We start from the raw sequence: 25060 nt of genomic DNA on the forward strand, positions 1-25060 counted from the left end.
AGTGATAGTGCATGATTTTTTTAACCGCGGCGTTCAGCCGCAGGTACTACAAGTCTTCAAAAGCGCCGGCCTAAGACTTTCGTATTGTGACGCCCAGTTTCTCTTCCAAAGCTGAAATCACTGCAACAAATCTCTCATTCACAGCTTCGTCTGTTAAAGTTGAATTCTTATCGCGAAAAGACAGCCTATAAGCCTGGCTGTTTTTGTACTGGTCAAAAAGCTTAACTTCCTCAAGAAATGGACCGGCTGTTTCTTTGATCGAAGTGACGATTTGATCGTATGTAATCCCCTCCGGCACAAACATTGCCAAATCACGGTCAATTTTAGGGAATTTAGAAAGAGCAGTGTGATCTTTCATCGCTTTTAAACTGAGAAGAGCTTGAATTTCAACTTCAAATAAATAAACATCTCTGTTCAAATCATATGTTTTCTTTTTCACAGGATGAATAAGCCCCAATTTGGCAACATACATGCCTGCTGCAGACAAAGATGCTGATTGCACAGGGTGATACCATTGATCAATTAATCCCTCCTCAATAATATTAAAAGTATACTCTTTAGAGAATTGATTGATCAGCGTTTCAATGATGCCCTTTATTTCACGAAAACCGGCTTTGGGCGCGAAAATAGACCCTGCAAGAACCAGCCTTTCATGCACTTTATTTCCAAATACCTTGCCAACTTCAAAAATTCCAAGTTCGTCAACTTGATGCCTTAAGTTATAGGAAACAACCCTTAATATACTAGGCAGCATGCTGGTTCTCATTACCGACTCGGATATAGTCATAGGATTAGTGATCTTAATTGCGTTCTTCTCGGCATCGGACGGATCGACCAAACTGAAGGTCTGGACCTCATACAACCCTGTCCCTATAAGGATATTTTTGATATTTGAAACTTTGGAGTACACCGTTTCTGTGATCTCTGTTTTTCCGATCTTTGGGCTTGTGACTGGAATATTGTGATACCCAAAAATTCTGGCGATCTCTTCAATAAGGTCTATTTCCCTCTCAATATCGGCATAACGCCAGGTTGGGACCTCCACGATAATTTTAGATTTGCTGTTTTTGAGAAGTTTAAAGCCAAGCCCTTTAAGTATTTTAATAGCTGTCCCTTGAGGAACAGGAACGCCGAGTATTGCATTAAGCCGCTCAAACCTAAGTGCGATCCTTCTTTTCTTAATGTCTTGTTTTTTCTTATCAATTTGCCCCCTCAAAACAACTCCGCTGGCCAATTCCGCGACCATTGAAGCCGCGGCATCTAAAGCGGTTTCAACCATATTCCAATCTGTAGTTTTTTCAAACCGGGCAGAGGATTCTGTCCTAAGCTTTAGGGATTTGGAAGTTTTAGAAATATTTATCGGATCAAAATATGCGGATTCCAGGACAACAGTTTTTGTTTTTGCCGAAACCTCCGTGTTTGCCCCTCCCATCACCCCTGCAACCGCAATGGCCCTGTTTGCATCCGCTATTACAAGACTGTCCTTGTCCAATTTGAAATCCGCGCCGTCAAGCGTCTTAATTTTTTCTTGGGGAGCAGCCCGCCTGACAATGATCTTTTGTCCTTGTATCTTATCGTGGTCAAAAGCGTGCATCGGCTGGCCAAGCTCAAGCAGAAGATAATTTGTAATATCCACAATGTTATTGATAGGCCTTAATCCGCATGTGCTAAGCCGTTTCTTAAGCCAATCGGGTGAGTCTTTAACTTTAATGTTTTCAATGACTCTCGCCATATAACGAGGGCAAAGCTTCGGTTCTCTTATTTCAACACTGACAACGGGAGAAGTTTTCTTTTCCGATTCATAACGTTTTAATCTTTTCATTTTCAGTTTTGAGCTTGTTATCGAAGAAACTTCTCTTGCAATACCGAGAATTGAACTGCAATCGCCGCGGTTTGGCAGGATATCTACATCCAATGAGTCGTTTAACGACAATGTTTCAAGCCCCGACATAGTAAGCTTTTGGGCAAGATCTGATGCCGGAATTTTTACATCAACATATTCCTTTAGCCAATCGATCGGTACTCTCATTAAAATTGCCTCAAAAATCTTATATCATTTTCGAAGAAAAGACGGATATCGCCAATCCCATGCTTAAGCATTGCGATACGCTCGATGCCGACCCCGAACGCAAAGCCCGAATATTTTTCAGGGTCGTAATTAACGTTTTTTAAGACATTGGGATCAATAATCCCCGCCCCCAGGATCTCAAGCCAGCCGGACTGTTTGCAAACGCCGCACCCATCGCCTTCGCACATTACGCATTCGACATCAACCTCACATGACGGCTCCGTAAACGGGAAATAGCTCGGACGGAACCTGACTTTTTTATCACGGCCAAATACTGCATGCAAAAACAAAGTCAAAACGCCTTTCAGGTCCGAGAACTTAATATCGGTATCAACAAGTAGTCCTTCCAACTGGTGGAAGACCGGTGAGTGAGTGACATCCGCATCGCGCCTGTAAACACGGCCGGGGGCAATGACTGCAAGCGGCGGTTTCTGTTTTTTCATTACTCTTATTTGGACTGGAGACGTATGCGTCCTCAAAAGAAGCCCATCCTCAAGCCAAAGCGTTGACCACATATCGCGGGACGGGTGGTACGGCGGGATATTGAGCGCTTCAAAGTTAAAATATTCCGTTTCGATGTCCGGCCCTTCAGCGACAGAAAACCCAAGCCTTTCGAAAATTGAGACCATTTCATCCATGACTTGTGTTATGGGGTGTTTTTTCCCTCGAGGAAACGATTTTCCGGGAAGTGTAATATCTAATTGTCCGGATTTGACCAAATTAAATAATTCCTGGCCTTCAAATTTTGATTTTTTATCTTGAAATGCTTGTTCTATGTCTTTTTTTGCGTCATTTACAGCTTTACCGTATGCAGGTTTTTCGGATGGATCTAGACTTGCCAGGTTTTTCATGAGATCCGTAAAAAGTCCGTTCTTTCCAAGATACTTGATCCGGATCTCGTCTAATTTCTGAAGAGTATCGGCCGCTTCAAACGCGATCTTTGCTTCTTCGTGTATCTTATTTATCTTTTCAGGCATTCTTCATCCTTTGCCTTAATGATTCGTAAATAAGGACGGTGCCTGCCATCGCCGCATTCAGCGATTCGGCATTGCCCAGAATCGGGATCTTAACTTTTTCATCGCACATATCAATGATTTCTTCCGGCAATCCGGATGATTCGTTACCGATAATAATTGCTATCGGCCCTTTCAAATCCGCATCCCAATGCGCGTCCTTCGAATCCAAGCTGGTTCCAACTAACCGGAATTTTTTGTTTTTTAGGAAAGCCAATTCGCTTTTGATATCGGAAGATCGCACAACAGGCACCCTAAAAAACGATCCCATCGTCCCGCGGACCACTTTAGGATTAAAAGGATCAACTGTTCCTTTTGAAACAATAATCCCCGCGGCATTTGCGGCGTCAACTGCCCTGATAAGAGTTCCTAAGTTCCCGGGATCTTGTATCCCGACCAAGACAAGTATCACTGGATCCTTTTTTGTAATTATATCAGATAATTTCCATTTTTTTATTTTTGCGGCGGCGATGATGCCGGGCGGCGTTTCGACGGTTGATATTGTTTTCATCGCTTCACTTGAAACTTTGATCGTTTTGATCTTGCGTTTGGCGGCATCTTGCAATATTTCGAATTCGGCGGAGTATAAAATGAATTTAGCCATGTCTAACCCTTCTTTGATCGATTTTTCTCCTTCCACCACAAAGAAACCTTCCTCTTCCCGCGTTCTTCTATTTTGGTTGAGGGCTAATATCAACTTGGCTTCCCGCGATAATTTCATGCTTGATTATAACACGGGCTGCCTGCAATCGAATAGCCTTGATTTTGCGGCATAAAGCCATATAATTAGATAGAAGGCATCAGAACATCAGGATAACAGGAAAAAAGAGAAATGAAAACCGCAAGACAGATTTTATATATTATCTTTATCATCGCTTTTATGGCTGCGGCTTCAAATGCAATTATTTTTTTGGACCCGCAGCAGAATATCTATCATCTCGACGGAAAGGCCTATCAAACATCAAATGACCTGGGCCAAAGTTTTACAAAATATAAAAGCCCTGTTTCAAGCGAGGCGAAATATGATCTTGTTTCCGGCCAAAATCTTTACTTGTTCGTAAACAATGATAACAAATTGTGGGTCCGCGAAAGTTTGGACCTTGGCCAAAGCTTTTCCCCTGCAAAACTGATAATAAACGATTTTAATCCTGACAATTACTCTGTTTTAATAAATAACGGCATTTGGCATCTATTTTCCGCGGAGAAAAAGCGATTATATTACTCATTATCTTCAAATAATGGTCAAAGCTTTTCGCGGCCTGTGCTTATGGCGGATTTTTATGTCGATTCGTATGAGATATTTCCCCAAAAAGACAAGATAACGATTTTTGCTAATTCAGGAAAAAATATCTACAAGATCGACGCAATAAACCAGACAATTTCAAACCCGATCGAACTTCATGTTTCGGATAACACGATCTCAAGCCTCATAGGGTTTGACCATTCCTTCCTTCCGGAAAATCCCGTTCTTATATGGGCCGAAATTTTACCAAGCGGCCAAACTGAAATAAAATACCTGCCTGAAAATAAAAAAGAACCTATTTCATTGTATCAATCATCTTATAAAATGACAGGGACGGAAGCCAAGCAATCTTATGGGGTTTTTCTCTTGTTTTTTTCTGAATATTTGCCGGATGGGCCGGTCCCGCATCTTATCAGGTTCGACAAATATGGAGGCTTGGTCCATAGGGCAGAAAAATTATTTGAATCAAGGCCTCCCGCGGAAAAATATTTGGGCTCCTACCCTTTAGGCAATAAGCTTATTTCATTCTTTGAAAAAAACGGCGATTTGGCGGCCAGCAATATTATCAAATTTACGCCGCAGCTTAAAATCGAAATTCCGAAAGATGCCTTTGTGACAAATCAAAACACCGTCCATTTCAAGCTTAGTGTTTCAAATGGCGATCCAAGCCAGCTGATCTACGGCTTAAAAATATGCTCGGACCCAAGTTTTCGCGATGATAAGACTTTTGATATAAATAATATTTCTTCAGAAACGGATGTTTTATTGCCTTTGCCGGATGGGAATTATGCAATCAAGGCATATGCTACAGACGGCATCTCATACGTAAAATCTTCCAATGTTTTCGGGCTAACCCTGGACCGGATCCCCCCAAAGATCAAAATATTAAACGATGCCGAAGAGCTTTTTTTAACAGGTTCTGACACGATAGAGATTAGGGGCTTGGTTTTAAGCGGGGAAGCGCTTTTTGTTAACGGAAAAAAAGTTGATGTCGGGAAGAATGGCCAGTTTTCATCAATGATCAATCTTTTCCCAGGAAAAAACAATATTTTGGTCCTTGCAACTGACGAGGCTTCGAACGCATCTTCCGAAAGCCTCTCTATAACTTACAGCGACGATATCCCTCAATTACATATAATTTCCCCAAGGGCCGATGATTTCTATAAAAAAGATTCGACTCTTATTATTCGGGCGCAAGTAAAGGACAAGACAAACGATATCATTGCTGGGGCTGTATCTAATGTATTTATCGACAAGGAAAAGACGGGCGAAAGTCTTGATTTTGATCCCGAAAATTCAACTGTTTCGGGTTTTTTTAGCCTTCCTCCGGAGATTGCCGATGGCGAACATTCGATCAAATTGACGCTTGTCGATTCTGCCGGGAACTTAGGGGTCGGGATTTCAAAGTTTAAGATCGACAATACAAAACCTGCCGTCAATAAAAAATTGTTCCGCGCAAGCGGAAAAAGCGTCAATTTGAGATTTTTCGAGGACGGTTCGGGCATCGACAGCTCCGGGTCATACCTTAAGCTTTTCCGGGGAAGTTTGGAGGTTGAAGGATATACAAAATACGATAAAAGTTCCGCTGCTTTTGTCCCGACAAACCCGATGCCTGACGGCAACTATTTATTGGAATATTCTCTTCGCGACATGGTCGGGAATTTTACAAGTAAGGAAAGCGCGCAAATATTAATTTCCTCTTTTGCCGCCCAATCTGTACTAGGAAGCGCTTCCGGCGATTTATCTATCCTAAGCCTCGAGAACGGCCCAAATCCTTTCAGCCCGGGCAATAATGAGACAACAACGATCAAATATTTAATGTCAGCTTCCGCAAATCTGGAATTGTATATTTATAACATGCTTGGCGACCTGATCTATAAGAAAAATTACGGCAATATGCCGGCAAGCGGTATTTTCACTTGGGACGGCAGTGACCAGTACGGAAAAAAGGCCCTGGGCGGTATTTTTCCGTATGTGATAGCTGCTTCCGATCCAAACGGCAAGAAATATATTAAAAGGGGAAAGATCGCGGTCTTTTAATAAGCCCCATGGGCAGTAATAACGACAGGGATCGTTTTTATTAAAATCTTAAAATCCATCCACAATGACCAGTTCTCGATGTAGTAGATATCGAGCCTTACCATATCCTCAAATGGCAAGAGCGATCGGCCTGATACTTGCCAAAGCCCTGTTATCCCGGGCTTTGTCCTCAATCTTTTTTTGTGCCATGGAGAATAATTTATAACCTCCGACGGGAGCGGCGGCCTGGGCCCCACTAGGCTCATATGGCCCAACAGCACATTGAACAATTGAGGCAATTCATCGATCGAAAGCCTCCTTATTATCACTCCGATGCGGGTTATCCTCGGGTCCTTCTTGATCTTAAAGATATGCCCCTCGACTTCGGACATGCCCTTGATCTTGTCTAACATTTCTTCGGCATTAATGACCATTGACCTGAATTTGAACATTGGGAAAAGGCAACCGTCTTGTCCTACGCGATTCTGCGAAAAAAATACCGGCCCCCTTGAATTGATCTTGATCAGTAAGGCAACTATTATGAATAATGGCAATAATATAAAAAGCAGTACGCCGGAAACAATAATATCTACTAGCCGCTTAATGAACGCATTAAAGCCCGCCAAACCTATTTCGGAAACGGTTATTAGGGGCACTCCCCCTACTTCGTCGATATTTATCCGCGAAGCCATGATCTCAAGGATGCCTGGTACGATCTTGAATTTTACCCGAAGGGTTTCGCAATCGGTAATCAGGTCGAGTATTTTCTTGTAAGGCATGGAGCTATCCGCAAAAATCACCTCATCGGCGGAATTTTGCCTAATTGATTCTTTAAGCTTTGATGTATCCGTAATAAATCCGACTGGAAGCCCTCCTAAGGCCTTGACATGTTTGAGCCTTTGCGCAATCGTTTGTCCCATTTCGCCATGACCTACAATTAAGACTCGTTTGATCCCGATCCCGAATGAGTGCAATAGATTCCTTATAAAAGCGGATATTAATCTGTGTGAAAGCAGCAATAAAAATGAGAACAGCCATGCATACGCGATAAGAAGCCTTGAGAACCAAAATCCACGATATATGAACAGCATTCCGAATATGACAAATGATGCGACGGTAACTGATAGCAGGAGCAAAGCGGCTTCGTCAATAATATCCGATGATTTTTTTTCATATAATCCGACCAGTTTGAAGATTGCAAGCCATAATATCGTGATAAAAAGAAGCGTTCCAGAAAATTTTTGGAAAACAGGCGCAAGACCGTGGGTCACAAATACCATTACATGGAACCTGACAAAATATGCCATCAGGAACGAAACATTGATCAAAGCCGCATCAATTAAGACTTTCATTTTTTAATCAATGACTTGACAAAGTCAAGCTCTTCCCGAGCCCTGGCTGTCTCGCCCCTCTTCCCGTAAATCTCTGCGAGGCCTTTATGGACATCGGCATTGTTCGGATCGGTTGTCAGCATCTCTTGGAATAATTTGAATGCGGGATCCAGTTCATTGCTCTTAAGGTGGCTAAAAGCTAATTTAAGCTTCGGCTCGGATAATGTTGGATTGATCCGGTATGCTTCAGCATAAGCTTTTTTTGCATCGTCAAATTTGCCTTGTTTTTCGGCAATCGCCGCATATGTCAAATAAGCTTCAGCGTAATACGGGTCTATCTTCAATGCGATCGCCGTGTTAATAAGTGTTTTCTCGATATTATTTTGCATCAAGTGTATCCTCGATGAAATATAATAGTTATCGGCATTAAGCGGATCGACTCTCATGCCGTAGGCAAAAGCATCCAGCGCTTCCTGCAATTTCTTCTGTTGGTCTTCTTGCGACGCCGGAGATGAAAGCGCATTGTTCAAAAGAGCTATCCCGTAATGCGTAACTGTTCCGCCTTCGTACGGGAAAATATCGATAGCGCGATTGAAATATGGGACAGCTTCAGAAAATCTTCTCATATCAAGCAGTGTTTTGCCCATTTTGAATTCCTTGTCAGCTTTAAATTGTTGAACAGAAATAAGGCATAAATAAGCAGCAATAACTACAATTATTCCAGCCGGAATCCATGGGATATCGTCAAATTGCACTATTTTCTCGTTCTCATGCGCTTGATTAGAGCTAATATTCATTATAACAGCCCAAAAGACCCAAAATAGCGAAGTAATGGCTATTACCCCAAAACTGAATTGATTTTGGATAATGTACGAAGCAAGGCTTGCAAATACAACAACAATCAATACCTTGCGGTCATCATCAACGGATTTAAGCTTCAGTAAACCGAACCTGTACAATGATAAAAGTATAAATAAATATACAAAGAACGATATCAAGCCTTTTGTTACCGGCACATCAAAGGTTTCATTGTGGCTCCTATCCTGTTTTACATGGAAAGCCTCTTTGAACCTGAACAAATCGGTTTCATACCTTGGAAATACCATCTTTAATACTTCAGGGCCAACCCCAAAAACAGGATTGTCGGAAATTATCCCAAGCGCGCTTTTCCATGTTTCTCCGCGCGACCCGGCAGCTCCCCCAAGCTCAACCGGCGTTTCTTTTTCCTTCGTTTTTATCTCGCTTTGCTCTTCGACCCCTTTTACTTTTATCTCGCCTGCAAACCGCGCAAATGGCGAAAAATCGGGGTTTAAAGCGGTTGCGATCGAAATTACGCTTATAGCTATCAAGACAGCGGACAAAAGCTTCCAATTATCGACCAATCTTTTTCTTGGGGCTAAGGCCAAGATCAAGACAAGGCCTACGCCTAAGCCGATATAGCCTCCCCTGCTTTGCGTATAGAAATTGCAGATATAAACAAGGACGATGCTTATGCCAATAAGGGCTTTCATTGCCATGTCCGGCAATTTTTCAAAAGTTTGCGCAAACATTATTCCGCAGATAGCCGTTGGAATAAAGAAAAAATACCAAATTAAGGGATTTTGGCCGTCCTGCGTGTAAATCATTATAATAAAAATAAGAGGGACCGCAAGATAATAGATGATCGGGAGTAATATATTATCAAGCCAGGCGCTCCCCTCTCGCCTTTTCAGGTCATCGAAGATTTTCTTTTTTTTTGTCAATATAATGGGGCGTTCGCTTTGGGCCTGCGGCACAAGCAGGAAAAAAAACAGTATAAAAAAAGCCATATCCATATATGCGGATAGGAAGTTCGGCTGGCCTATTGTTGCGATTACCCTCTGCCATGTCACGACCCCCCCCCAGACATATGGATCGTTCCCCATCCTCTGGATTATACCGTAAACTGCCATCGCAGTTGCAGTAGGCGCGACGATGGCGATGAGTTGTTTTAATTTAGCAAATCCATGAAAATAATTTGTTGCAATAAAAAACATCATTGCATAACAATACCATGTAGTTAGCCCTTCATATCGGCCGTAAAAGCCAAAAAAACTGATAATCACATTTATCGATGTGACCGTTGCGGCTGTCACACAGAGAAGATATGTTAAGATCGGCCAATCAAGGCGCGTGCGGGAAAAAACATGGTTTCCGCGGATCAATATCTTGATGATCCAAATTGTCGCGATAAGAAGTATAAAAAGGCGGAGCATCGCAGATTTGGTGCCTGAAAACACAATACCGATCCTCCTGTCAAAAATAATAGGCAATAGGATCATCAAGCCTAAGAACATCCATTCTATGGCTTTATCAAAGTATTTTATTTTCATCAAAAAATCTCCTTATTTTATCTTTAAATATCTCTTTATCGAATTTTTCGGCATGAGCTCTTAAAGTTTTCTTGTCGAAATCCATTTTATCAAACTTTTCAATTGCTTTCATTAGGCTTTCTGCAGATTGTTGGCCGAAGAATATTCCTGTTATTTCATCGACCACAGTTTCTAGCGCGCCGCCTTTAGCATATGCTATCGTAGGCCTTCCTGATGCCGCAGCTTCAAGAGGCGTCATTCCAAAATCTTCCTCGCCAGTAAGGATCAGCGCGCGGCATTCGGATAAAAGCTTCTTCAACTTTTGATCGCTGACCTTTCCTAAGAACGTAATATTGGCGCTTGCATTCCGTTTTAATTGAGCTAATGAAGGACCCTCACCTGCTATAATTAAAGGCAGGCCTAACCTTGATACCGCTTCGACCGCGAGATCTATCCGCTTATAACCGACAAGCCTTGAAACTATAAGAAAATAGTCCCCATCAATTGCCGATACTGCATATTGTTTTGTATCGATCGGCGGGTAGATCACTATTGAATCGCGACTATATATTTGCTTTATCCTTTGGGAAACTATTTTTGAGATCGCGATAAAATGGTCCACATTTTTACTGTTATATAGATCCCAACATTTAATGGGCGATAAGACGAACGGCAGTATCCAATTGATAAGGCCGGGGAAATTTTCTTTTTTTATATAATCGGAGTATCGCCAAACAAATCGCATTGGGTTATAACAATAGCAGACGTGGACGGCGCCCTTCCGTTTTCTTATCCCTTTTGCGAACGCGGAACTTGAAGATAGTACCACATCATATCCCGATAAATTAAAACTTAGGAAAGCTAACGGATAAAGCGCGAAAAAGATCCTGAAGTTCTTAAAAATGAAGGGGATCCTTTGCATAAAGGATGTCCTAATAGCCATCTTTTTGAAGCTTTCGGGGAAATTGAATGGATTAAAGATCGAAGTATATATCGGGGCTTCAGGGAAAATTTTATGGAAAGCTTCTACGCATCTTTCGGCTCCGCCAAATTGGTGGAGGTAATCGTGGACAATGGCTATTTTAATTTTTTTAAACGATTGAGATCGGCTTCGACCATTAATTCAACCAATTCATGGAATTTGATCTTTGGTTCCCAGGATAATTTTCTCCGAGCGAAGCTGTAGTCCCCGCATAAAATGTTCACTTCCGCCGGCCTGTACAATAGATCGTCCACAACAACATATTTCTTGTAATCCAGGCCGGCTATTGAAAATGCCAATTGGGCAAACTCTAGGATTGAGTGGGTTTCGTTCGTAGCGATGACAAAATCATCCGGTTTGTCCTGGCTTAATATTTTCCACATCGCTTCGACATAATCGCCCGCAAAGCCCCAGTCCCTTTTTGCTTCAAGGTTTCCTAGCCGCAATTCTTTTTCAAGCCCAAGCTTTATCCTTGCAGCGGCATTAGTTATTTTTCTTGTGACGAATTCAAATCCCCTTCTTGGCGATTCATGGTTAAACAAAATTCCGCTGCAGGCAAAAAGGCCGTAAGCTTCCCTATAATTTCTTGTCAGGTCAAAGCCCGCTACCTTGGATATGCCGTAGGGCGATCTTGGGTGGAAAGGCGTATTTTCATTTTGAGGCGTTTCCGCGGCGGCGCCAAACATTTCAGATGATCCCGCGAAGTAAAACTTACACTTGGGCGCACGCTCTTTTATAGCGGACAACATATAATGGGTGCCGTTCAAATTGGTGTTGATCGTAGAAAATTCATCCTCGAACGAGTAGCTGACAAAACTCTGGGCGGCAAGATGATAGCACTCGTCGGGCATAACTTTTTCTATCACCTTAAAAAGGCTGGCATAATTTTCCAGGGATGCGGGATGAAGGATGAGTTTGCCGTAAAAATCCCTTAATCGCCACATCCTGTGTTCAATATCCTCCAGGGCAACGCGCCTAATTATCCCATGCACTTCATACCCTTTCTTTAGAAGGAATTCCGACAAATATGATCCGTCTTGCCCAGTGATCCCTGTAATTAACGCTTTTTTCATGGTTTGATATGCTCCTTTTCGATCAAGTAAGCTTTGAGCCCTTCTTTCCAATCCGGCATGTCGTCAATCCCCAGTTCTTTAAGCTTCAGATGCGCCAACACTGAATTCTTTGGTCTTCTGGCTTTTGTTTTATATTTGTTTGCGTTTGTCTTTTGCACAATTATGTTCATTTTCAGAAATTTAAATATCTGGTCGGCATATTCCCACCAAGAACAAGAACCGGCATTCGTAATATGATACAGGCCAAAATGGTGAGTTTTAATTATTTGGTATATCTTTTTCGCTAAATCGCGAGTATATGTTGGGGTCAAAACTTCATCGGTCACAACTTTAATCTCTTGGGCGTTTTTTGCGCGTTTTATCATATTCTCGACAAAATTTCCTCCGCCTTTACCCAAACATCCTGCCGCGCCATAAAGACCGGAAGTTCTGACAATGAAATGTTTTTCCCATAAATATTTAATAAATTGTTCACCAGCTAGTTTTGATATGCCGTACGCGGATCTTGGGGTTGGGACAGTATCTTCGGTATATGGAGATGTTTTATCGCCATCAAATACATAATCAGTTGAAATATGGACAAGTTTTGCATTGATGTCGCGGCATGCGATCGCAAGGTTCTTGGCCCCATGAGCGTTCACTTTATAGGCTTCAACATCATTTTCTTCGCAAGCGTCAACCCTATGATATGCGGCTGTATTTATTACAATATCAGGTTTTGATCCGCTCAATACCGATTTGCAGAGAGATTCATTTGTTATATCAATATCATTTAAGGTCAACGGTGCTTGCGACGATTTGTCTATGATCTTACATAAATCAGTCCCTAATTGTCCATCTGCACCAATTATAGCGATCTTCACGATCAAAATACCTTTCCGATGACTTTGAGCTTTGATTCCATCTCGACTAGAAGCCTCATCCAGTCGATGTTATAATAGATCAGGTTTTCAAAATCAATATATTTGCCTGATCTCAATAAGCTGAATATTTCCAAGACCGCTTCTTCAATAGAATGTTTTGCTTCAAAGCCAAGCACATCCCTTATCTTTTCGCTGTTCAACCTATAGCTTCGCGATTCCTTCGAGCCAAAAAGCACCTCGATATCGACTTTTGTAAACTTCTTCAATATTTCAGCTACCCAATGCCCAAGTTCCAATATCCTATAGTTTTTGTGGTTGAGATTGAATATTTGGCCGGAAACTTTACCGCTTGGAGCTTTGATTCCCTCAATATGCGCCAATGCGATGTCTTTAACATGTATAAGAGGCCGCCAATTGTCCCCCGCACAATAAACAAATATCTTGTTTTTAGCAAAAGCATCCTTTGTCATTGTGTTGACAACAAGATCCCATCGCATTCTTGGAGAGAAACCAAAAACCGTTGCTTGCCTGAATATGACAGGATGGAAGTTGTCCGAAACAAGGGATCGCAATCCATTTTCGGCGTCTAATTTCGATTGGGCATACTCCGATTGAGGATTCGGCGCATAAGTTTCATCCGCGATCGTGTCAACATGGAATCCGATTATAGCGGCCGAACTTGCAAAAGTAAAACGATCAACGCCTTTTTTCTTGCATGCTTCCGCAACTCTCATTGTGCCCTCAAAATTTATTTCATGGTTAGCTTTAGGGTCGAATTCAGCGGTTGGATCGTTGCTTAATGAGCCAAGATGGGCAACAGCCTTGACATTGCTCAAGGCGTCTTCTGGAAACTGCCTGACATCGCCTTGTACTATTTCGATCTTATCCTTAACATCTTCCAAAGATCGGTCGCCAAAATACATCTTATCGAATACTCTGACTTTTTCGCCTTTGTTTAGCAGTTCCCTAACGAGGACTGCTCCGATATATCCAGCCCCGCCGGTAATTAAAACTATATTTTTTGACATCAAATGACCTCTTATACCAATTTTATCTTAAAACAACTTGCCTTTCAACATATAGCCGATCAGTGAAACATACTCCCAAACAACATACTGTGTATCTTCATGCCTGGTCCACCATTTATTCGGGTTGAATTCGCTTTTTTCTACAGGTGAAGCCATGACTTTTATGCCTTCTTTCTTGAAGAACTTCCGTGCGACTAGCCGAGACCTTCTAATATGGGTTGGAGATGTAACTAATATCACTTTTTTTGCGTCAATTTTCTTTAATATGAGCAGTGAAAACTTGATATCTTCAAACGTTGATCTTGATCTGTCTTGCAATAAGACATCTTTTGCTGGGACGCCAAGGGATGTTGCCTGGTTCCTCATGTTTTCGGCATAAGTCAAATGCCATATTGCCGGCCCCCCGCTCATTAGGATCTTTGGCGCAAATCCTTTTTTATACAGATCAACGCCGTGAGCCGCCCTTTCACCGTTGCTGTCGCCCGCAAGCACAAGGATCACGTCGGATTTTTCAAGTTTATCTCGGACATAAAGGAATTTTGCCATTCCGTTTAGAATGACAGGATGGAAAACAATTGCCGCAGTCATTAATATAAGGAAAACGATCAAACTTTTTTTCATTTTAACCTCTTTCAGCTAAATGAGAATTTCTTATGGCCCAAATAACTTATAATAACATTTAGAAATATGAGCGGCACTTGTGCAATGATAGGATTTATCCTCAAAAATTCAACAATAAGCGGCAGTAAGGCCAAGTTAACAACTATTGAGAATCCATAAACAAAATAAAACCTCATATATTCCTTAAGATACTTTCCTTTAGTTTTGAAAACGAATATTTTATAGCTTATGTAAGCGTTAGTGATACTGGCAATATTGCTTATAATGAAAAGAATAAGATAGTGCATCTTTTCGGAGAATAGCCGGTACAGCAAAATAAATGCCAAATATCCAAATATCGTATTCCAGATCCCTGCCAAGAGGTAATTGATCTTTTCTTTATGGGTATGGAAAAAAAGCCTCATCCTAGAAATTTATTCTTTCTTTTTCAATGACCAGAGGCCTTTTTAAGACTTGCGTATGAATGGAACCTATATATTCTCCGATGATGCCGATGAAAAACAATTGTACGGCTGAAAAGAAAAAGACCCCGATGACCAATGGCGCAATCCCTACATTGAAATTATCCCAAAAGATGATCTTATAGATAAAATATCCAATTGCCACAAGAATGCTGATTATTGAAACAAGGAAGCCGAGCATTGTCGCAAGCCTTAGAGGAACCCTTGAATGGTTTGTGATCCCAAGCATCGCCATGTCGTAAAGAGTGTAAAAATTATTTTTTGTGATGCCATGATCACGTTTCGGCTGGATATATTCAATTATAGCGATTTCAAAGCCTAAATCACTAATGAGCCCTCTAAAATATGGATATGGGTCATTAAGCGAGCGTAAAATATCCATTACTTTTTTATCGTACAATCCGAATCCGGTAAAATTCCGTATCTGCTTAACTTCCGACAAGCTTTCGATAATCTTATAAAATAATTGTCTAATGCTGAACATAAACTTGGATTCTTTGCTTGCCTTCTTGACGCCAATTACCACTTTAAACCCATCTTCCCATTTTTTTGCAAAATCCTTTATCATTTCTGGCGGGTCTTGAAGATCTGCAACAATTGAAATCACAGCATCTCCATGAGCCTGCAGAAGCGCATGGTAAGGCGATCTTATATGTCCGAAGTTGCGCGTATTTACGATGATCTTAACATTCTTGTCGGTTTTTGCGATATCTTTGAGAATTGCGACCGTTCTATCACTAGAAGCATTGTCGATAAATATATGTTCGTATCGGTAATCTTTTAAATCGGATTGGAAAATATTTTTTACGGCAGAATATATCGCCTCGATATTTTTTTCTTCGTTGAAACACGCAGTGACTACGCTGATTAATTTCACAATATAGCCTCCAATGCTTTTATGGCTTCAATTTTCGCAAGATCGTTAACTTGTATCATCTTATGGTTTTCTTGCATCATTACAAGCGACAATCCTTCGCCTGTTCTTTTCTTATCCTTTTTCATGGCAGAGACTATTGCATTATGGTCGATCTTTAAGTCATTTAGATCGATCTTGACCACTGGAAGTAGAGCATTTTTAGATAAATCCTCCGATAACGTCATTGACATTAGGCCTCGATCGATAGCTACATGATTAGCTAACATTATACCAAGAACAACAGCTTGCCCATGAGGTATCTTATAATCTGTTGCGGTTTCCAATGCATGTCCGAAACAATGCCCAAAGTTCAGGATGTTCCTGCGGCCTTTATCAAATTCATCAGTTTCAATATATATTTTTTTTATTAATAGAGCCTCTCTGGTCATTTTACCGATTGTTATCAAATCGCGTTCAAGTAACGGGCTCATTTTGGATTTGAGTTCAATTGTTTTACCGGTACCGCCGATCAAGAAGAGTTTAACCAACTCCCCGATCCCGCTTAAATAATCGATATCAGTTAGTGTTGCCAAAAATTCAGGAATTATATATATCTCGGATGGGGGGTAAAAAGTTCCCAAAAGATTTTTGAATCCTTTATAGTTCAATGAAGTTTTTGCCCCAATACAACTGTCGCATTGAGATAGCATGGTTGTAGGGAAAAAGATCCAATTAATTCCCCGATATATGATTGAAGCCGCAAATCCGGCAATATCCTGAAGAATACCCCCGCCTATAACAGCTAAAACAGTGTTTTTCTTTGAAGAGCGTTCAATTAAACTATCGACCAATATTTGAACGCCCTCAAATGTTTTTTTATCTTCGCCTACTTCAAAAATAACCGCTTTTGAAGCGTCGATCTTTGAAAGCATGCTTTTATTATGTCGTTCCCAAACTTTTTTATCTATTATGAAAAATGCTTCGTTCAATTCTGATATCTTGTCCAGTAGGTCTTTTGGAAATAAAAAATCTACGGTATAATCATTTAGTTTTGACTTGATCGAGAGACCATCTATTGGCATGTATAACCGCCGTCAATAATGATATTTTGGCCTGTAATATAAGTGTTTTTGTCCGAACAAAGAAAACAGACCAAATGTGCGATTTCATCGATATTTGCTAAGCGACCAAGAGGGATCAGCTTTTTTATTGAAGCTATCTGTTCTTCGGAATTGTTTTGCCTGGTTAACGAAGTTTCAACAAATCCCGGAGATACGGAATTTACTAAAATACCCCTTTCCCCAAGTTCGATCGCAAGCGTTCTTGTCAATGCATTAAGTCCAGCCTTTGTCGCGGCATATACCCCTCTTCCGGGCTTTGAAACCTCACTCCAAATTGAACTAATATTAACGATGCGTCCTTTTCCCATCATAGGCACGATGCCCCTGATCAATCGTATTGGTGATGACAAGTTTATTTTTATAGTCTCGTCGAGATCCTTATCGTCAATTTCAGAAATATTGCCGATTGGATTTATTCCCGCATTATTTACAAGAACATCAATTGATCCGGTTAATAAGGATATATAGTTAGCAACCGAAGAATTATCCGCAAGGTCCAATTCTTTTCGAGTCGGCGCAAGCACTGCAAAACCTTCTTTTTTTAAAAGATCGGCAATTGCTTTGCCAATACCTCGCGACCCTCCGGTTACAAGCGCTTTTTTTCCGGTCATTCGATGCTTCCTCCCGCGTCTTTAATTAATTTGTCGTACCTGGATTGAAGCATTTCGATCCTAATTTTATCCTCTTCAAAGATCATGCCATAGAAATCGCGTTTGTTTTTCAACCACATAAGCTCGAAACCCACAGCCTTAAGTATCCCCTTATCCGCATTATCGTTTAAGGCTTCAGGGCATTTAAATATGACTTTGCGTGTTTCATATCTATCGAGCGCTCCGGTAGGTAGCTTTTTGAAAAATGGAAGTGACGCAGCTGAAACGCCTCCGCCAATAACACATTCAAGTTTTTTTTGTTTTGATTTAAGAAGCAATTCTTTTGCAACGTCGAATATTTTATCTGAATTAATATCTTCACGGGTTAAACCCATAGACCCAGTCATATCAACTCGTCCTAATACTATGCCATCAAGTTCGGAAATGTTTGGAAGCTTGAGCATTTCGTCAAAATTATTGGAGCCTGTAATTGTTTCAATATTAATTAATAAAGAAACCCCATCTCTTTCATCTTTTGGGAATGCCAATTTTGCAGCTTGCAAATATTTCTTTAATGCATATTGCGATTCGATCATTGGAGCGACTATGCGAGCCACTCCTATCGATCTTGAGTCATACATATCTTTTATCGCTTCGCACCCGCCTATTTTAATCGTAAGATCAAGGCCTGCTTTTGATATAACTTCTTTTAAACGCAAAGCTTCTTCGAGCCTGGTACCCTCTGCCTCAAATTCAGCCTTTATTCCAATGACGTGATGGTTTTCCTTAAGGTCCAAAAGGACCGAAACCATTTTTTTCTCTAAATTATTCATCATTATCCTCCAATTCTTTTATCAACATATTGCTTTTGAACTCTTCTCTTGGAAGGAACGGGAACATATCTTCCAATGGTTTTGATCTCATTTTACCGTTCTTTAGTTTAACAGAAGATAGCTTTGGTTCAAACCTGTAAGTAGGATCAAGAATGACCTCGATAACAGCTGGTCCGCGCTTATTAAGGATCGCCGCAATGTCATTCTTAAGTGATTTTTGATTTTTTATGGTAACAGCACTTATCCCGTAAGCTTTTGCAATTTTCGTAATATCCGGAAAAGTAACTCCGGTTTCCGGACAACAAGCAACTCGCCTCCCTTCAAAGAAAGAATCTTGAGTTTGTTTTATCGAGCAATAGCCCTGATTATTAAGAACAAATATCTTTATCGGAAGCTTAAGGCCTGCAACTGTTTGCAATTCCTGCATATTCATTTGCAGACTGCCGTCGCCTGCAATACAGATAACCTCTTTTTTGTTTGCCGCAATACAAGCACCGATAGCAGCCGGCAAGTCGTATCCCATCGAGGCGCATCCCGAATTCCAGAACATCCTTTGATTTGGTTTAACAATTCCTGCTTGAAAAACCGATACACATGCCGTGCCATTTCCCGCCACAACAATTGCATTAGATCTAAGCTGATTTGTTAGAACATCGATAAAATAATATGGGTTGATTGATTTCTTAAGTTTTTTATATTCCGGTAGTACAGTAGGATATTTCTTCTTGCGCTCTGTACACCAGATTAGCCATTCTTTGGGGATCGATATGTTTTTCCAGGCAATCGTTGTGTATAATGCCTCTAAGAAATATTTAGCATCGCAATTTATTGCAATATCAGGTTTCAACGTAGGTTTATTAAGTTCTGTTGGATCAATATCTATTACTATCTTTTTTGCTTCTCTTGCGACAGTTTCCCAGTTATAACTAACCTGCCTGATATTGTTCCTGGTCCCGATATATAATACCAGATCGGAGTTTTGGAGTGCAAAGTTTCCGGCTCTTGTTCCCACTGTTCCAATTCTTCCGATAAACAATGGATGATCCGAAGGAATTTGATCAAATCCATTAAAAGTTGAAAGGACAGGAATTCTTAGCTTTTCGATGACCTTTTTGAATATTTTTAGTGAGCCTGACAATCTTATCCCATGTCCTGCGACTATTACTGGTCTTTTAGCGTTTTTCAGCAATTCAATTGTTTTTGCAATCTTAGAATTTATTTCATCATTGGCAAACTTGATCTCGTCTTCTTTTTTATCGTAGCCTGTCAAATTGTTCTCATCAACCATTGAAGACTGGACGTCAAGCGGCACATCTAACCAAACAGGCCCAGGACGGCCTGACATCGCCAAATAGAGAGCTTTTTCTAAATAGTACCTGATCTTATATGGATCTTCGACATATACTGCATATTTTGTAACCGGTTTTACAATGTCTACGATATTGATCTCCTGATCTCCTAATTGCCTTAATTTCTGATCAGGATAAGATTCAATTGTCGTTTCCCTCTTAACCTGCCCCGAAATATATATTACTGGAATTGAATCAAGCCATTGGCCTATCACGCCGGTCATGGTATTTGTTCCACCAGGTCCAGATGTTATGATAACGCAGCCGATCTTTCCGGAGACCCTAAAATATCCTTCTGCTCCGATCGCGGATGCTTGCTCATGATGGTTGCAAATATATCTGATTTTCTTGCTTTTGCCCACGGAATCATTTAAATGCATAGCTCCGCCGCCTGAGATCATAAAAACGTCTTTTATCCCGTATTCTTCAAGCTTTTTTACTATGTAATCCGAAACTTTGATCATATTGATATAGTTATCCCGTCTGTGGCGGCTATTGTATTCTTAAAGATATTTCTTACTTGTTTCTGTGCAGTTTTTCTTTCTTTAAGCGTTTGATATACTTCGGCGTCAAAATGTGTAAGAACCAACTTCTTTGATTTTGAAACCTTTGCAATTTCTGCTGCTGTCGCGGGAGTTAAGTGCGGCCATTCGGAGTGGTCCATACCAAGCTTAAATGCACATTCGGAGATGATAAGGTCTGATCTTTGAGCCAGCCTGATCGCATTATCGCAATACCCAGTATCGGTGATGTAACTTATTACTTTGCCCGAAAAATTAAGCCTGTATCCATATGACGGGACAACATGCAATAATATCTTGTAGTCCTCTAAAAACGATATTTCTTTTGATCGTTTCTTTAAATCAACAATTTTAACTTTTGTTTTAAGCAGATCAAGTGGCGCGGTATATGGCTTATTGATAAATTCATGAGCGGTCTTAACATAATTACCAGGCAGACAAAGCGAAATCCCCTGCTTAAAATTAAATTTTGCCAAAACATGAAGACCTATAACATGATCGAGATGGAAGTGGCTTATAAAAAGAAAGATCGGTTTTTTTGATCTAATATATTTATCCAGTTTATAAATACCATTGCCAGCATCCAAAATAACGTATTCGTTAGGCGTTTCAATTAAAAGGCTTACGGTATTACCGCAATCGGTGTCATACCAACCGTTCGTTCCCAGAAATGTGATCTTTATCTTTTGCATATTAATCCCTTCTATTTATCAAAAAGCAATAGTTCTTTATCGATCTTACTCTTATTTTCAACATACCAATCATATAATTTACGGATAGATTCTTCAATAGGCGTGAGCTTGAGGCCTTCAATCTCTGTTTTTAATCGTGAATTGTCGCCGCTGTATTCGGTCTCTTGACCTTCCTGTTGAATTTTTATCGGAAGGTCTTTTTTCGAGACTTTAAGCACGATCTTTGCAATTTCTTTTAGTTCGATAGATCTATCGGGTGCAATATTGTATGCTTTGTGCTTATTTGTACAAACAATGAAATGCTCAATAACTAAACATAAGTCATCAATACTAATATAATCGAATTTTCTGTTTTGCTTTATTGTGATAGGAAGATCGAATATTGTCTTGCATATCGCATTTGAGATGAATCTAATCGCATAATCCTCATATTTCCCAAAAACTCCAAAAGGCCTAAGTTCGACAATGTTATCGGTTTTTTCTAAATACTTTGCGCAGAGATATTTTGAAAAGCCACCTTCATCATCTGGAACATTTACATCGAAATACTCTTCTTTCATTTTCGGCAGATAATGATCTATGCCATATACCAGGCCGGAGCTCAAAAAAATCATTTTCTTGAACTTTTTTTCGTTTCTTGCTATGTTGAAGAACATTCTTGTATTTTGCTCTAATTGTTTTGAGGGATCTTTCGCGTTTCTATGTCCGGGGCGGACGGCGGAATGGACCATGATATCAATATTATTATTCTTAAAATAATTTTCTACAGCTATCGAATCAATTAAGTCTAGCTCAGCGCGTGTGGGTGATAAAATATCGTATTTTTCACCAAAATATTCGATCAAGTTCTTTCCCACAAAACCCGATCCGCCTGTAATAAGCAGTTTCATCGTTTTACTGCTTTTCTGATCTCATCCAACATGAAATCGATCATTTCTTTTGTCATTCCAGGATATACTCCAACCCAAAAAGTATTATTCATGATAAGATCGGTATTTTTCAGATCGCCGACCACTCGATATCCTTTTTTATTCTTGCGCATTTCATCAAAACACGGATGCTTGGTCATATTCCCGGCAAAAAGCATCCTGGTTTGAATCCCTTTTGACTCGAGATGATGGACTATCTCATTTCTCGTAATACATGCGTCATCTTTTACGGTCAAAAGAAAACCAAACCAGCTGGGGAGAGAATTCCTTTCGGCTTTGGGAAGGATGAAAATATCATCAAGCTTTGACAGTCCATCACGAAGCATTTTCCAATTTGCCCGCCGTGCTTTAATGAACGAGGGAAGTTTTTCCAACTGCGCGCATCCTATTGCCGCTTGCATATCAGTAACTTTTAGATTGTATCCGAAATGTGAATATATATATTTATGGTCATATCCATACGGAAGTTCGCCTAATTGCCATTTGAAACGCTTTTTACAGGAATTATCTTGTCCGGATGGGCACCAGCAGTCCCTGCCCCAATCGCGGAATGAATTGACGATCTTATTTAGCATGGGATCATTTGTGTAAACTGCTCCGCCTTCGCCCATAGTTATTTGGTGCGCCGGGAAAAAGCTTGAAGTCGCTATATCCCCGAAAGTCCCGGTATAAGCCCATTTGCCATGAAGCTTATATTTAGAACCCAAAGAATCGCAATTATCTTCGATCGACCAAATTTTATGTTTGGAACAAAATTCTTTAACTTTCTGGATATTAAAAGGATTTCCAAGCGTATGGGCTATAATTACTGCTTTCGTTTTTTTCGACAACGCCGCTTCAAGCTGTACGCAATCAATGTTGTAGCTTGGGAGAGCGACATCAACAAATACAGGAACGGCGCCATATTGGATGATCGGTGAGATCGTTGTCGGAAATCCTGCTGCTACCGTAATTACTTCATCGCCTTTCTTGATCCTTCTATCCCCGAGCTTTGGCGATGTGAGCGCCATAAAGGCCAATAAATTTGCGGATGACCCCGAATTAACAAGAGAACAATATTTTACCCCGATAAATTTTGCGAAGCCTTGTTCGAATTTTTCCGCATATCTTCCCGTCGTTAGCCAAAAATCCAAAGATGAATCTATCAGATTTGAGATCTCTTTTTCATCATAAACTCGCCCGGCGTAAGGAATTTTGTCTCCAGCGGAATATTTGTGTTTCTTTTTCGATCTGTAAAAATCAATAGCCGCATTAATTGTTTTTTTTCTTAATTCCGCTTCATTTCCCATAATATCCCTCAATTTGCTTTAAACAAACCTCTCTGATATCTTTTCCGGCTGCATATGCTTTTGTGAAATCAATGACCATATCAAGCGCTTTTTCAAGGCCTAATTTTGGCCTCCATTTGAGCCTTGATCTGGATTTTGAGGCGTCAAGCATAAGATAATGCGCTTCATGGGGATGCTTGCCTTTTGCCATTTCATAACAAGCTCCATTTCCCCACTTTTTGCATAATTCTTTTGTAAGCCAAATAACCGGCTTCGCGTCTTTTTTTTTGGGTCCAAAATTCCAAGCTTCGGCAAATTTGCCGGGTTTTTCGTACAATTTTCGCGCCAGCAGCAAATATCCGGTCAAAGGTTCCAATACATGCTGCCATGGCCTTACAGCTTTCGGGTTTCTTATAAGTATTTTCTCGCTTTTTGAAATTGCCCTAATAAAATCCGGAACAAGCCTGTCGCTTGCCCAATCTCCTCCGCCTATCACATTTCCGGCCCTTGCTGTTGCAATATTTAATCCGAAGGAATCCCTGTAAGACGCAGTAACTATCTCTGAACAAGCTTTACTGCTTGAATATGGATCATATCCGCCTAGCGGGTCATTTTCTCTAAATCCCCTTGACCCTTGCCCCGATTTCCGCATCGGGGCTTGCCCCTTGTTCTCATATACTTTATCGGTCGTAATATTTATTGCTGCCTTAACGCTATTGCATGCTCTGACCGCCTCTAATAAATTCACAGTACCAAAAATATTTATTTCATAAGTTTCGACCGGGATAACGTAAGAATCTCGGACTATGGGCTGTGCCGCCATATGGATGACTATTTCCGGTTGAGCCTTTTTAATTTCAGCTTTTATCCGATCTTTATCCCTGATATCGGCAATGATAGATCTTACGGATTTATCTAAATTGCAAAGATCGTACAAGCATGGTTCAGTCGACGGATTTAAAGCGTAGCCCGTAATATTTGCGCCGAAATGATCTAACATCAGGCAAAGCCATGAGCCCTTAAAACCGGTATGACCTGTTATGAAGACTCTCTTATCTTTCCAAAAATTTGTCATTTGACATTAACCCCACACTTTCCAGGGAGCTTTGCCCGAATCCCATAAACTTTCGAGTATTTTCTTTTCCCTCAATGTGTCCATCGGCTGCCAGAAACCCGTATGTTTATAAGACATAAGCTGTCCATCTTTTGTGATATTCCGAACAGTATCCTCCTCAAAAGGTATGATCTCGTCCTTTATATAATCCAGGACTTTGGGTTCCAGGACAAAAAATCCGCCATTGATCCACGAAGTATTGCCTTCCGCTTTCTCCTGGAATTTGTAAACCCGATTATCGTCTTTTATGTTCAATGCTCCAAACCGCCCAATAGGCCTTACGGCGGTCACGGTTGCAAGCTTGCCGTGGGTTTTATGGAAATTTACCAATGCTTTGATATCAATATCCCCAACGCCATCTCCATAGGTAAGCATAAAAGCCTTATTGTCCAAATATTTTCCGGCCCTTTTTATCCTTCCCGCGGTCGAAGTCTCGATCCCGGTATCAACAAGCGTCACTCGCCATGGTTCTGCCGTATTAGTTTGGATAATTGTTTTTTGGGAGCCTGAACTGAAATCGAAAGTAACGTCGGATTCATGCAAAAAGTAATTGGCAAAATATTCTTTTATCTGATAGCCCTTGTAACCCAAACATACGACGAAATCGTTGAACCCAAAATGGGAATAAAGCTTCATGATATGCCAAAGGATAGGCTTGTCGCCTATTTCAAGCATTGGTTTTGGCTTCAATGACGATTCTTCGCCAATTCTTGTCCCTAAACCTCCCGCAAGGATCATTACCTTCATATTGTTTC

General features: G+C 40.6%; 22 protein-coding genes. 1 reads left to right on the forward strand and 21 read right to left on the reverse strand.

The genetic code is table 11. The annotated features are described in order from the left end of the window. Positions 1-70: 70 nt before the first annotated feature. The 3 genes from pheT to HZC34_02045 are packed head-to-tail and all read right to left on the reverse strand — an operon-like array spanning position 71 to position 3802. Positions 71-2029, reverse strand: a complete 1959-nt coding sequence (gene pheT / locus HZC34_02035) for a phenylalanine--tRNA ligase subunit beta (protein MBI5700611.1) — start codon at positions 2027-2029, stop codon at positions 71-73. Further along, positions 2029-3045 (reverse strand): phenylalanine--tRNA ligase subunit alpha, encoded by a 1017-nt coding sequence (gene pheS, locus HZC34_02040; protein MBI5700612.1) that lies wholly within the window; start codon positions 3043-3045, stop codon positions 2029-2031. Before pheS ends, pheT begins: the two co-directional genes overlap by 1 nt. After that, the gene (locus HZC34_02045) at positions 3038-3802 is read right to left on the reverse strand and encodes an RNA methyltransferase (protein ID MBI5700613.1); all 765 of its coding nucleotides are present in this window, start codon (positions 3800-3802) and stop codon (positions 3038-3040) included. Before HZC34_02045 ends, pheS begins: the two co-directional genes overlap by 8 nt. Positions 3803-3913: 111 nt before the next feature. Here HZC34_02045 and HZC34_02050 point away from each other — a divergent pair, with 111 nt between their 5' ends. Further along, on the forward strand, positions 3914-6364 hold the full coding sequence (locus HZC34_02050) for a gliding motility-associated C-terminal domain-containing protein (protein MBI5700614.1): 2451 nt from the start codon (positions 3914-3916) through the stop codon (positions 6362-6364). On the opposite strand, the gene HZC34_02055 is transcribed toward HZC34_02050, so the two are convergent. From HZC34_02055 to rfbF, 18 genes are read right to left on the reverse strand one after another with little or no spacing between them, the layout of a single operon-like run. Next, positions 6361-7695: a sugar transferase gene (locus tag HZC34_02055; GenBank protein ID MBI5700615.1), complete on the reverse strand. Its 1335-nt coding sequence runs from the start codon at positions 7693-7695 to the stop codon at positions 6361-6363. The genes HZC34_02050 and HZC34_02055 overlap by 4 nt on opposite strands. Next, entirely contained in the window at positions 7692-10025 is a 2334-nt protein-coding gene (locus HZC34_02060) for an O-antigen ligase family protein (GenBank protein MBI5700616.1), read from the reverse strand. Before HZC34_02060 ends, HZC34_02055 begins: the two co-directional genes overlap by 4 nt. Then, the gene (locus HZC34_02065) at positions 10006-11091 is read right to left on the reverse strand and encodes a glycosyltransferase (protein ID MBI5700617.1); all 1086 of its coding nucleotides are present in this window, start codon (positions 11089-11091) and stop codon (positions 10006-10008) included. The genes HZC34_02060 and HZC34_02065 overlap by 20 nt, the downstream gene beginning before the upstream one ends. Next, positions 11082-12059 (reverse strand): GDP-mannose 4,6-dehydratase, encoded by a 978-nt coding sequence (locus HZC34_02070; protein MBI5700618.1) that lies wholly within the window; start codon positions 12057-12059, stop codon positions 11082-11084. The genes HZC34_02065 and HZC34_02070 overlap by 10 nt, the downstream gene beginning before the upstream one ends. Continuing rightward, positions 12056-12922: a dTDP-4-dehydrorhamnose reductase gene (gene rfbD / locus HZC34_02075; protein MBI5700619.1), complete on the reverse strand. Its 867-nt coding sequence runs from the start codon at positions 12920-12922 to the stop codon at positions 12056-12058. Before rfbD ends, HZC34_02070 begins: the two co-directional genes overlap by 4 nt. Positions 12923-12924: 2 nt before the next feature. Continuing rightward, the gene (locus HZC34_02080; protein MBI5700620.1) at positions 12925-13950 is read right to left on the reverse strand and encodes an SDR family oxidoreductase; all 1026 of its coding nucleotides are present in this window, start codon (positions 13948-13950) and stop codon (positions 12925-12927) included. Positions 13951-13977: 27 nt separating this feature from the next. Beyond that, the gene (locus tag HZC34_02085) at positions 13978-14571 is read right to left on the reverse strand and encodes a YdcF family protein (GenBank protein MBI5700621.1); all 594 of its coding nucleotides are present in this window, start codon (positions 14569-14571) and stop codon (positions 13978-13980) included. Between the two features lie 11 nt (positions 14572-14582). Continuing rightward, positions 14583-14975, reverse strand: coding sequence for a GtrA family protein (locus HZC34_02090; GenBank protein MBI5700622.1), 393 nt, complete (start codon positions 14973-14975; stop codon positions 14583-14585). Position 14976: 1 nt separating this feature from the next. After that, complete coding sequence (locus tag HZC34_02095) at positions 14977-15909, reverse strand: glycosyltransferase family 2 protein (protein ID MBI5700623.1); 933 nt, start codon at positions 15907-15909, stop codon at positions 14977-14979. Further along, entirely contained in the window at positions 15906-16970 is a 1065-nt protein-coding gene (locus tag HZC34_02100) for a 3-dehydroquinate synthase (protein ID MBI5700624.1), read from the reverse strand. The genes HZC34_02095 and HZC34_02100 overlap by 4 nt, the downstream gene beginning before the upstream one ends. Then, on the reverse strand, positions 16961-17620 hold the full coding sequence (locus HZC34_02105; protein MBI5700625.1) for an SDR family oxidoreductase: 660 nt from the start codon (positions 17618-17620) through the stop codon (positions 16961-16963). Before HZC34_02105 ends, HZC34_02100 begins: the two co-directional genes overlap by 10 nt. Beyond that, positions 17617-18432: a citrate lyase beta subunit gene (locus tag HZC34_02110; GenBank protein MBI5700626.1), complete on the reverse strand. Its 816-nt coding sequence runs from the start codon at positions 18430-18432 to the stop codon at positions 17617-17619. The genes HZC34_02105 and HZC34_02110 overlap by 4 nt, the downstream gene beginning before the upstream one ends. Further along, on the reverse strand, positions 18425-20245 hold the full coding sequence (locus tag HZC34_02115; GenBank protein MBI5700627.1) for a thiamine pyrophosphate-binding protein: 1821 nt from the start codon (positions 20243-20245) through the stop codon (positions 18425-18427). Before HZC34_02115 ends, HZC34_02110 begins: the two co-directional genes overlap by 8 nt. After that, positions 20242-20994, reverse strand: coding sequence for an MBL fold metallo-hydrolase (locus HZC34_02120; protein MBI5700628.1), 753 nt, complete (start codon positions 20992-20994; stop codon positions 20242-20244). Before HZC34_02120 ends, HZC34_02115 begins: the two co-directional genes overlap by 4 nt. Before the next feature lie 11 nt (positions 20995-21005). Then, positions 21006-21884, reverse strand: coding sequence for an NAD(P)-dependent oxidoreductase (locus tag HZC34_02125; GenBank protein MBI5700629.1), 879 nt, complete (start codon positions 21882-21884; stop codon positions 21006-21008). Further along, positions 21881-23212: a lipopolysaccharide biosynthesis protein RfbH gene (gene rfbH / locus HZC34_02130; protein ID MBI5700630.1), complete on the reverse strand. Its 1332-nt coding sequence runs from the start codon at positions 23210-23212 to the stop codon at positions 21881-21883. Before rfbH ends, HZC34_02125 begins: the two co-directional genes overlap by 4 nt. Next, positions 23202-24266, reverse strand: coding sequence for a CDP-glucose 4,6-dehydratase (rfbG, locus tag HZC34_02135; GenBank protein MBI5700631.1), 1065 nt, complete (start codon positions 24264-24266; stop codon positions 23202-23204). The genes rfbH and rfbG overlap by 11 nt, the downstream gene beginning before the upstream one ends. Positions 24267-24272: 6 nt before the next feature. Further along, positions 24273-25052, reverse strand: a complete 780-nt coding sequence (gene rfbF, locus HZC34_02140; protein MBI5700632.1) for a glucose-1-phosphate cytidylyltransferase — start codon at positions 25050-25052, stop codon at positions 24273-24275. Positions 25053-25060 lie beyond the last annotated feature (8 nt).

This window comes from Candidatus Saganbacteria bacterium, assembly GCA_016223245.1.
Lineage (GTDB): Bacteria > Margulisbacteria > WOR-1 > XYC2-FULL-46-14 > XYC2-FULL-37-10 > JACRPL01.

Excerpts from the sequence above, each read along its gene's own strand:
- HZC34_02070 (MBI5700618.1), bottom strand. The coding sequence starts at position 12,059 with ATGAAAAAAGCGTTAATTACAGGGATCACTGGGCAAGACGGATCATAT.
- pheS (MBI5700612.1), bottom strand. The coding sequence starts at position 3,045 with ATGCCTGAAAAGATAAATAAGATACACGAAGAAGCAAAGATCGCGTTT.
- HZC34_02115 (MBI5700627.1), bottom strand. The coding sequence starts at position 20,245 with ATGATCAAAGTTTCGGATTACATAGTAAAAAAGCTTGAAGAATACGGG.
- HZC34_02120 (MBI5700628.1), bottom strand. The coding sequence starts at position 20,994 with ATGCAAAAGATAAAGATCACATTTCTGGGAACGAACGGTTGGTATGAC.
- HZC34_02080 (MBI5700620.1), bottom strand. The coding sequence starts at position 13,950 with ATGTCAAAAAATATAGTTTTAATTACCGGCGGGGCTGGATATATCGGA.
- HZC34_02125 (MBI5700629.1), bottom strand. The coding sequence starts at position 21,884 with ATGAAACTGCTTATTACAGGCGGATCGGGTTTTGTGGGAAAGAACTTG.
- rfbH (MBI5700630.1), bottom strand. The coding sequence starts at position 23,212 with ATGGGAAATGAAGCGGAATTAAGAAAAAAAACAATTAATGCGGCTATT.
- rfbG (MBI5700631.1), bottom strand. The coding sequence starts at position 24,266 with ATGACAAATTTTTGGAAAGATAAGAGAGTCTTCATAACAGGTCATACC.
- HZC34_02105 (MBI5700625.1), bottom strand. The coding sequence starts at position 17,620 with ATGACCGGAAAAAAAGCGCTTGTAACCGGAGGGTCGCGAGGTATTGGC.
- HZC34_02110 (MBI5700626.1), bottom strand. The coding sequence starts at position 18,432 with ATGAATAATTTAGAGAAAAAAATGGTTTCGGTCCTTTTGGACCTTAAG.
- HZC34_02050 (MBI5700614.1), top strand. The coding sequence starts at position 3,914 with ATGAAAACCGCAAGACAGATTTTATATATTATCTTTATCATCGCTTTT.
- rfbF (MBI5700632.1), bottom strand. The coding sequence starts at position 25,052 with ATGAAGGTAATGATCCTTGCGGGAGGTTTAGGGACAAGAATTGGCGAA.
- HZC34_02055 (MBI5700615.1), bottom strand. The coding sequence starts at position 7,695 with ATGAAAGTCTTAATTGATGCGGCTTTGATCAATGTTTCGTTCCTGATG.
- HZC34_02085 (MBI5700621.1), bottom strand. The coding sequence starts at position 14,571 with ATGAAAAAAAGTTTGATCGTTTTCCTTATATTAATGACTGCGGCAATT.
- pheT (MBI5700611.1), bottom strand. The coding sequence starts at position 2,029 with ATGAGAGTACCGATCGATTGGCTAAAGGAATATGTTGATGTAAAAATT.
- HZC34_02045 (MBI5700613.1), bottom strand. The coding sequence starts at position 3,802 with ATGAAATTATCGCGGGAAGCCAAGTTGATATTAGCCCTCAACCAAAAT.
- HZC34_02100 (MBI5700624.1), bottom strand. The coding sequence starts at position 16,970 with ATGCCAATAGATGGTCTCTCGATCAAGTCAAAACTAAATGATTATACC.
- HZC34_02060 (MBI5700616.1), bottom strand. The coding sequence starts at position 10,025 with ATGAAAATAAAATACTTTGATAAAGCCATAGAATGGATGTTCTTAGGC.
- HZC34_02090 (MBI5700622.1), bottom strand. The coding sequence starts at position 14,975 with ATGAGGCTTTTTTTCCATACCCATAAAGAAAAGATCAATTACCTCTTG.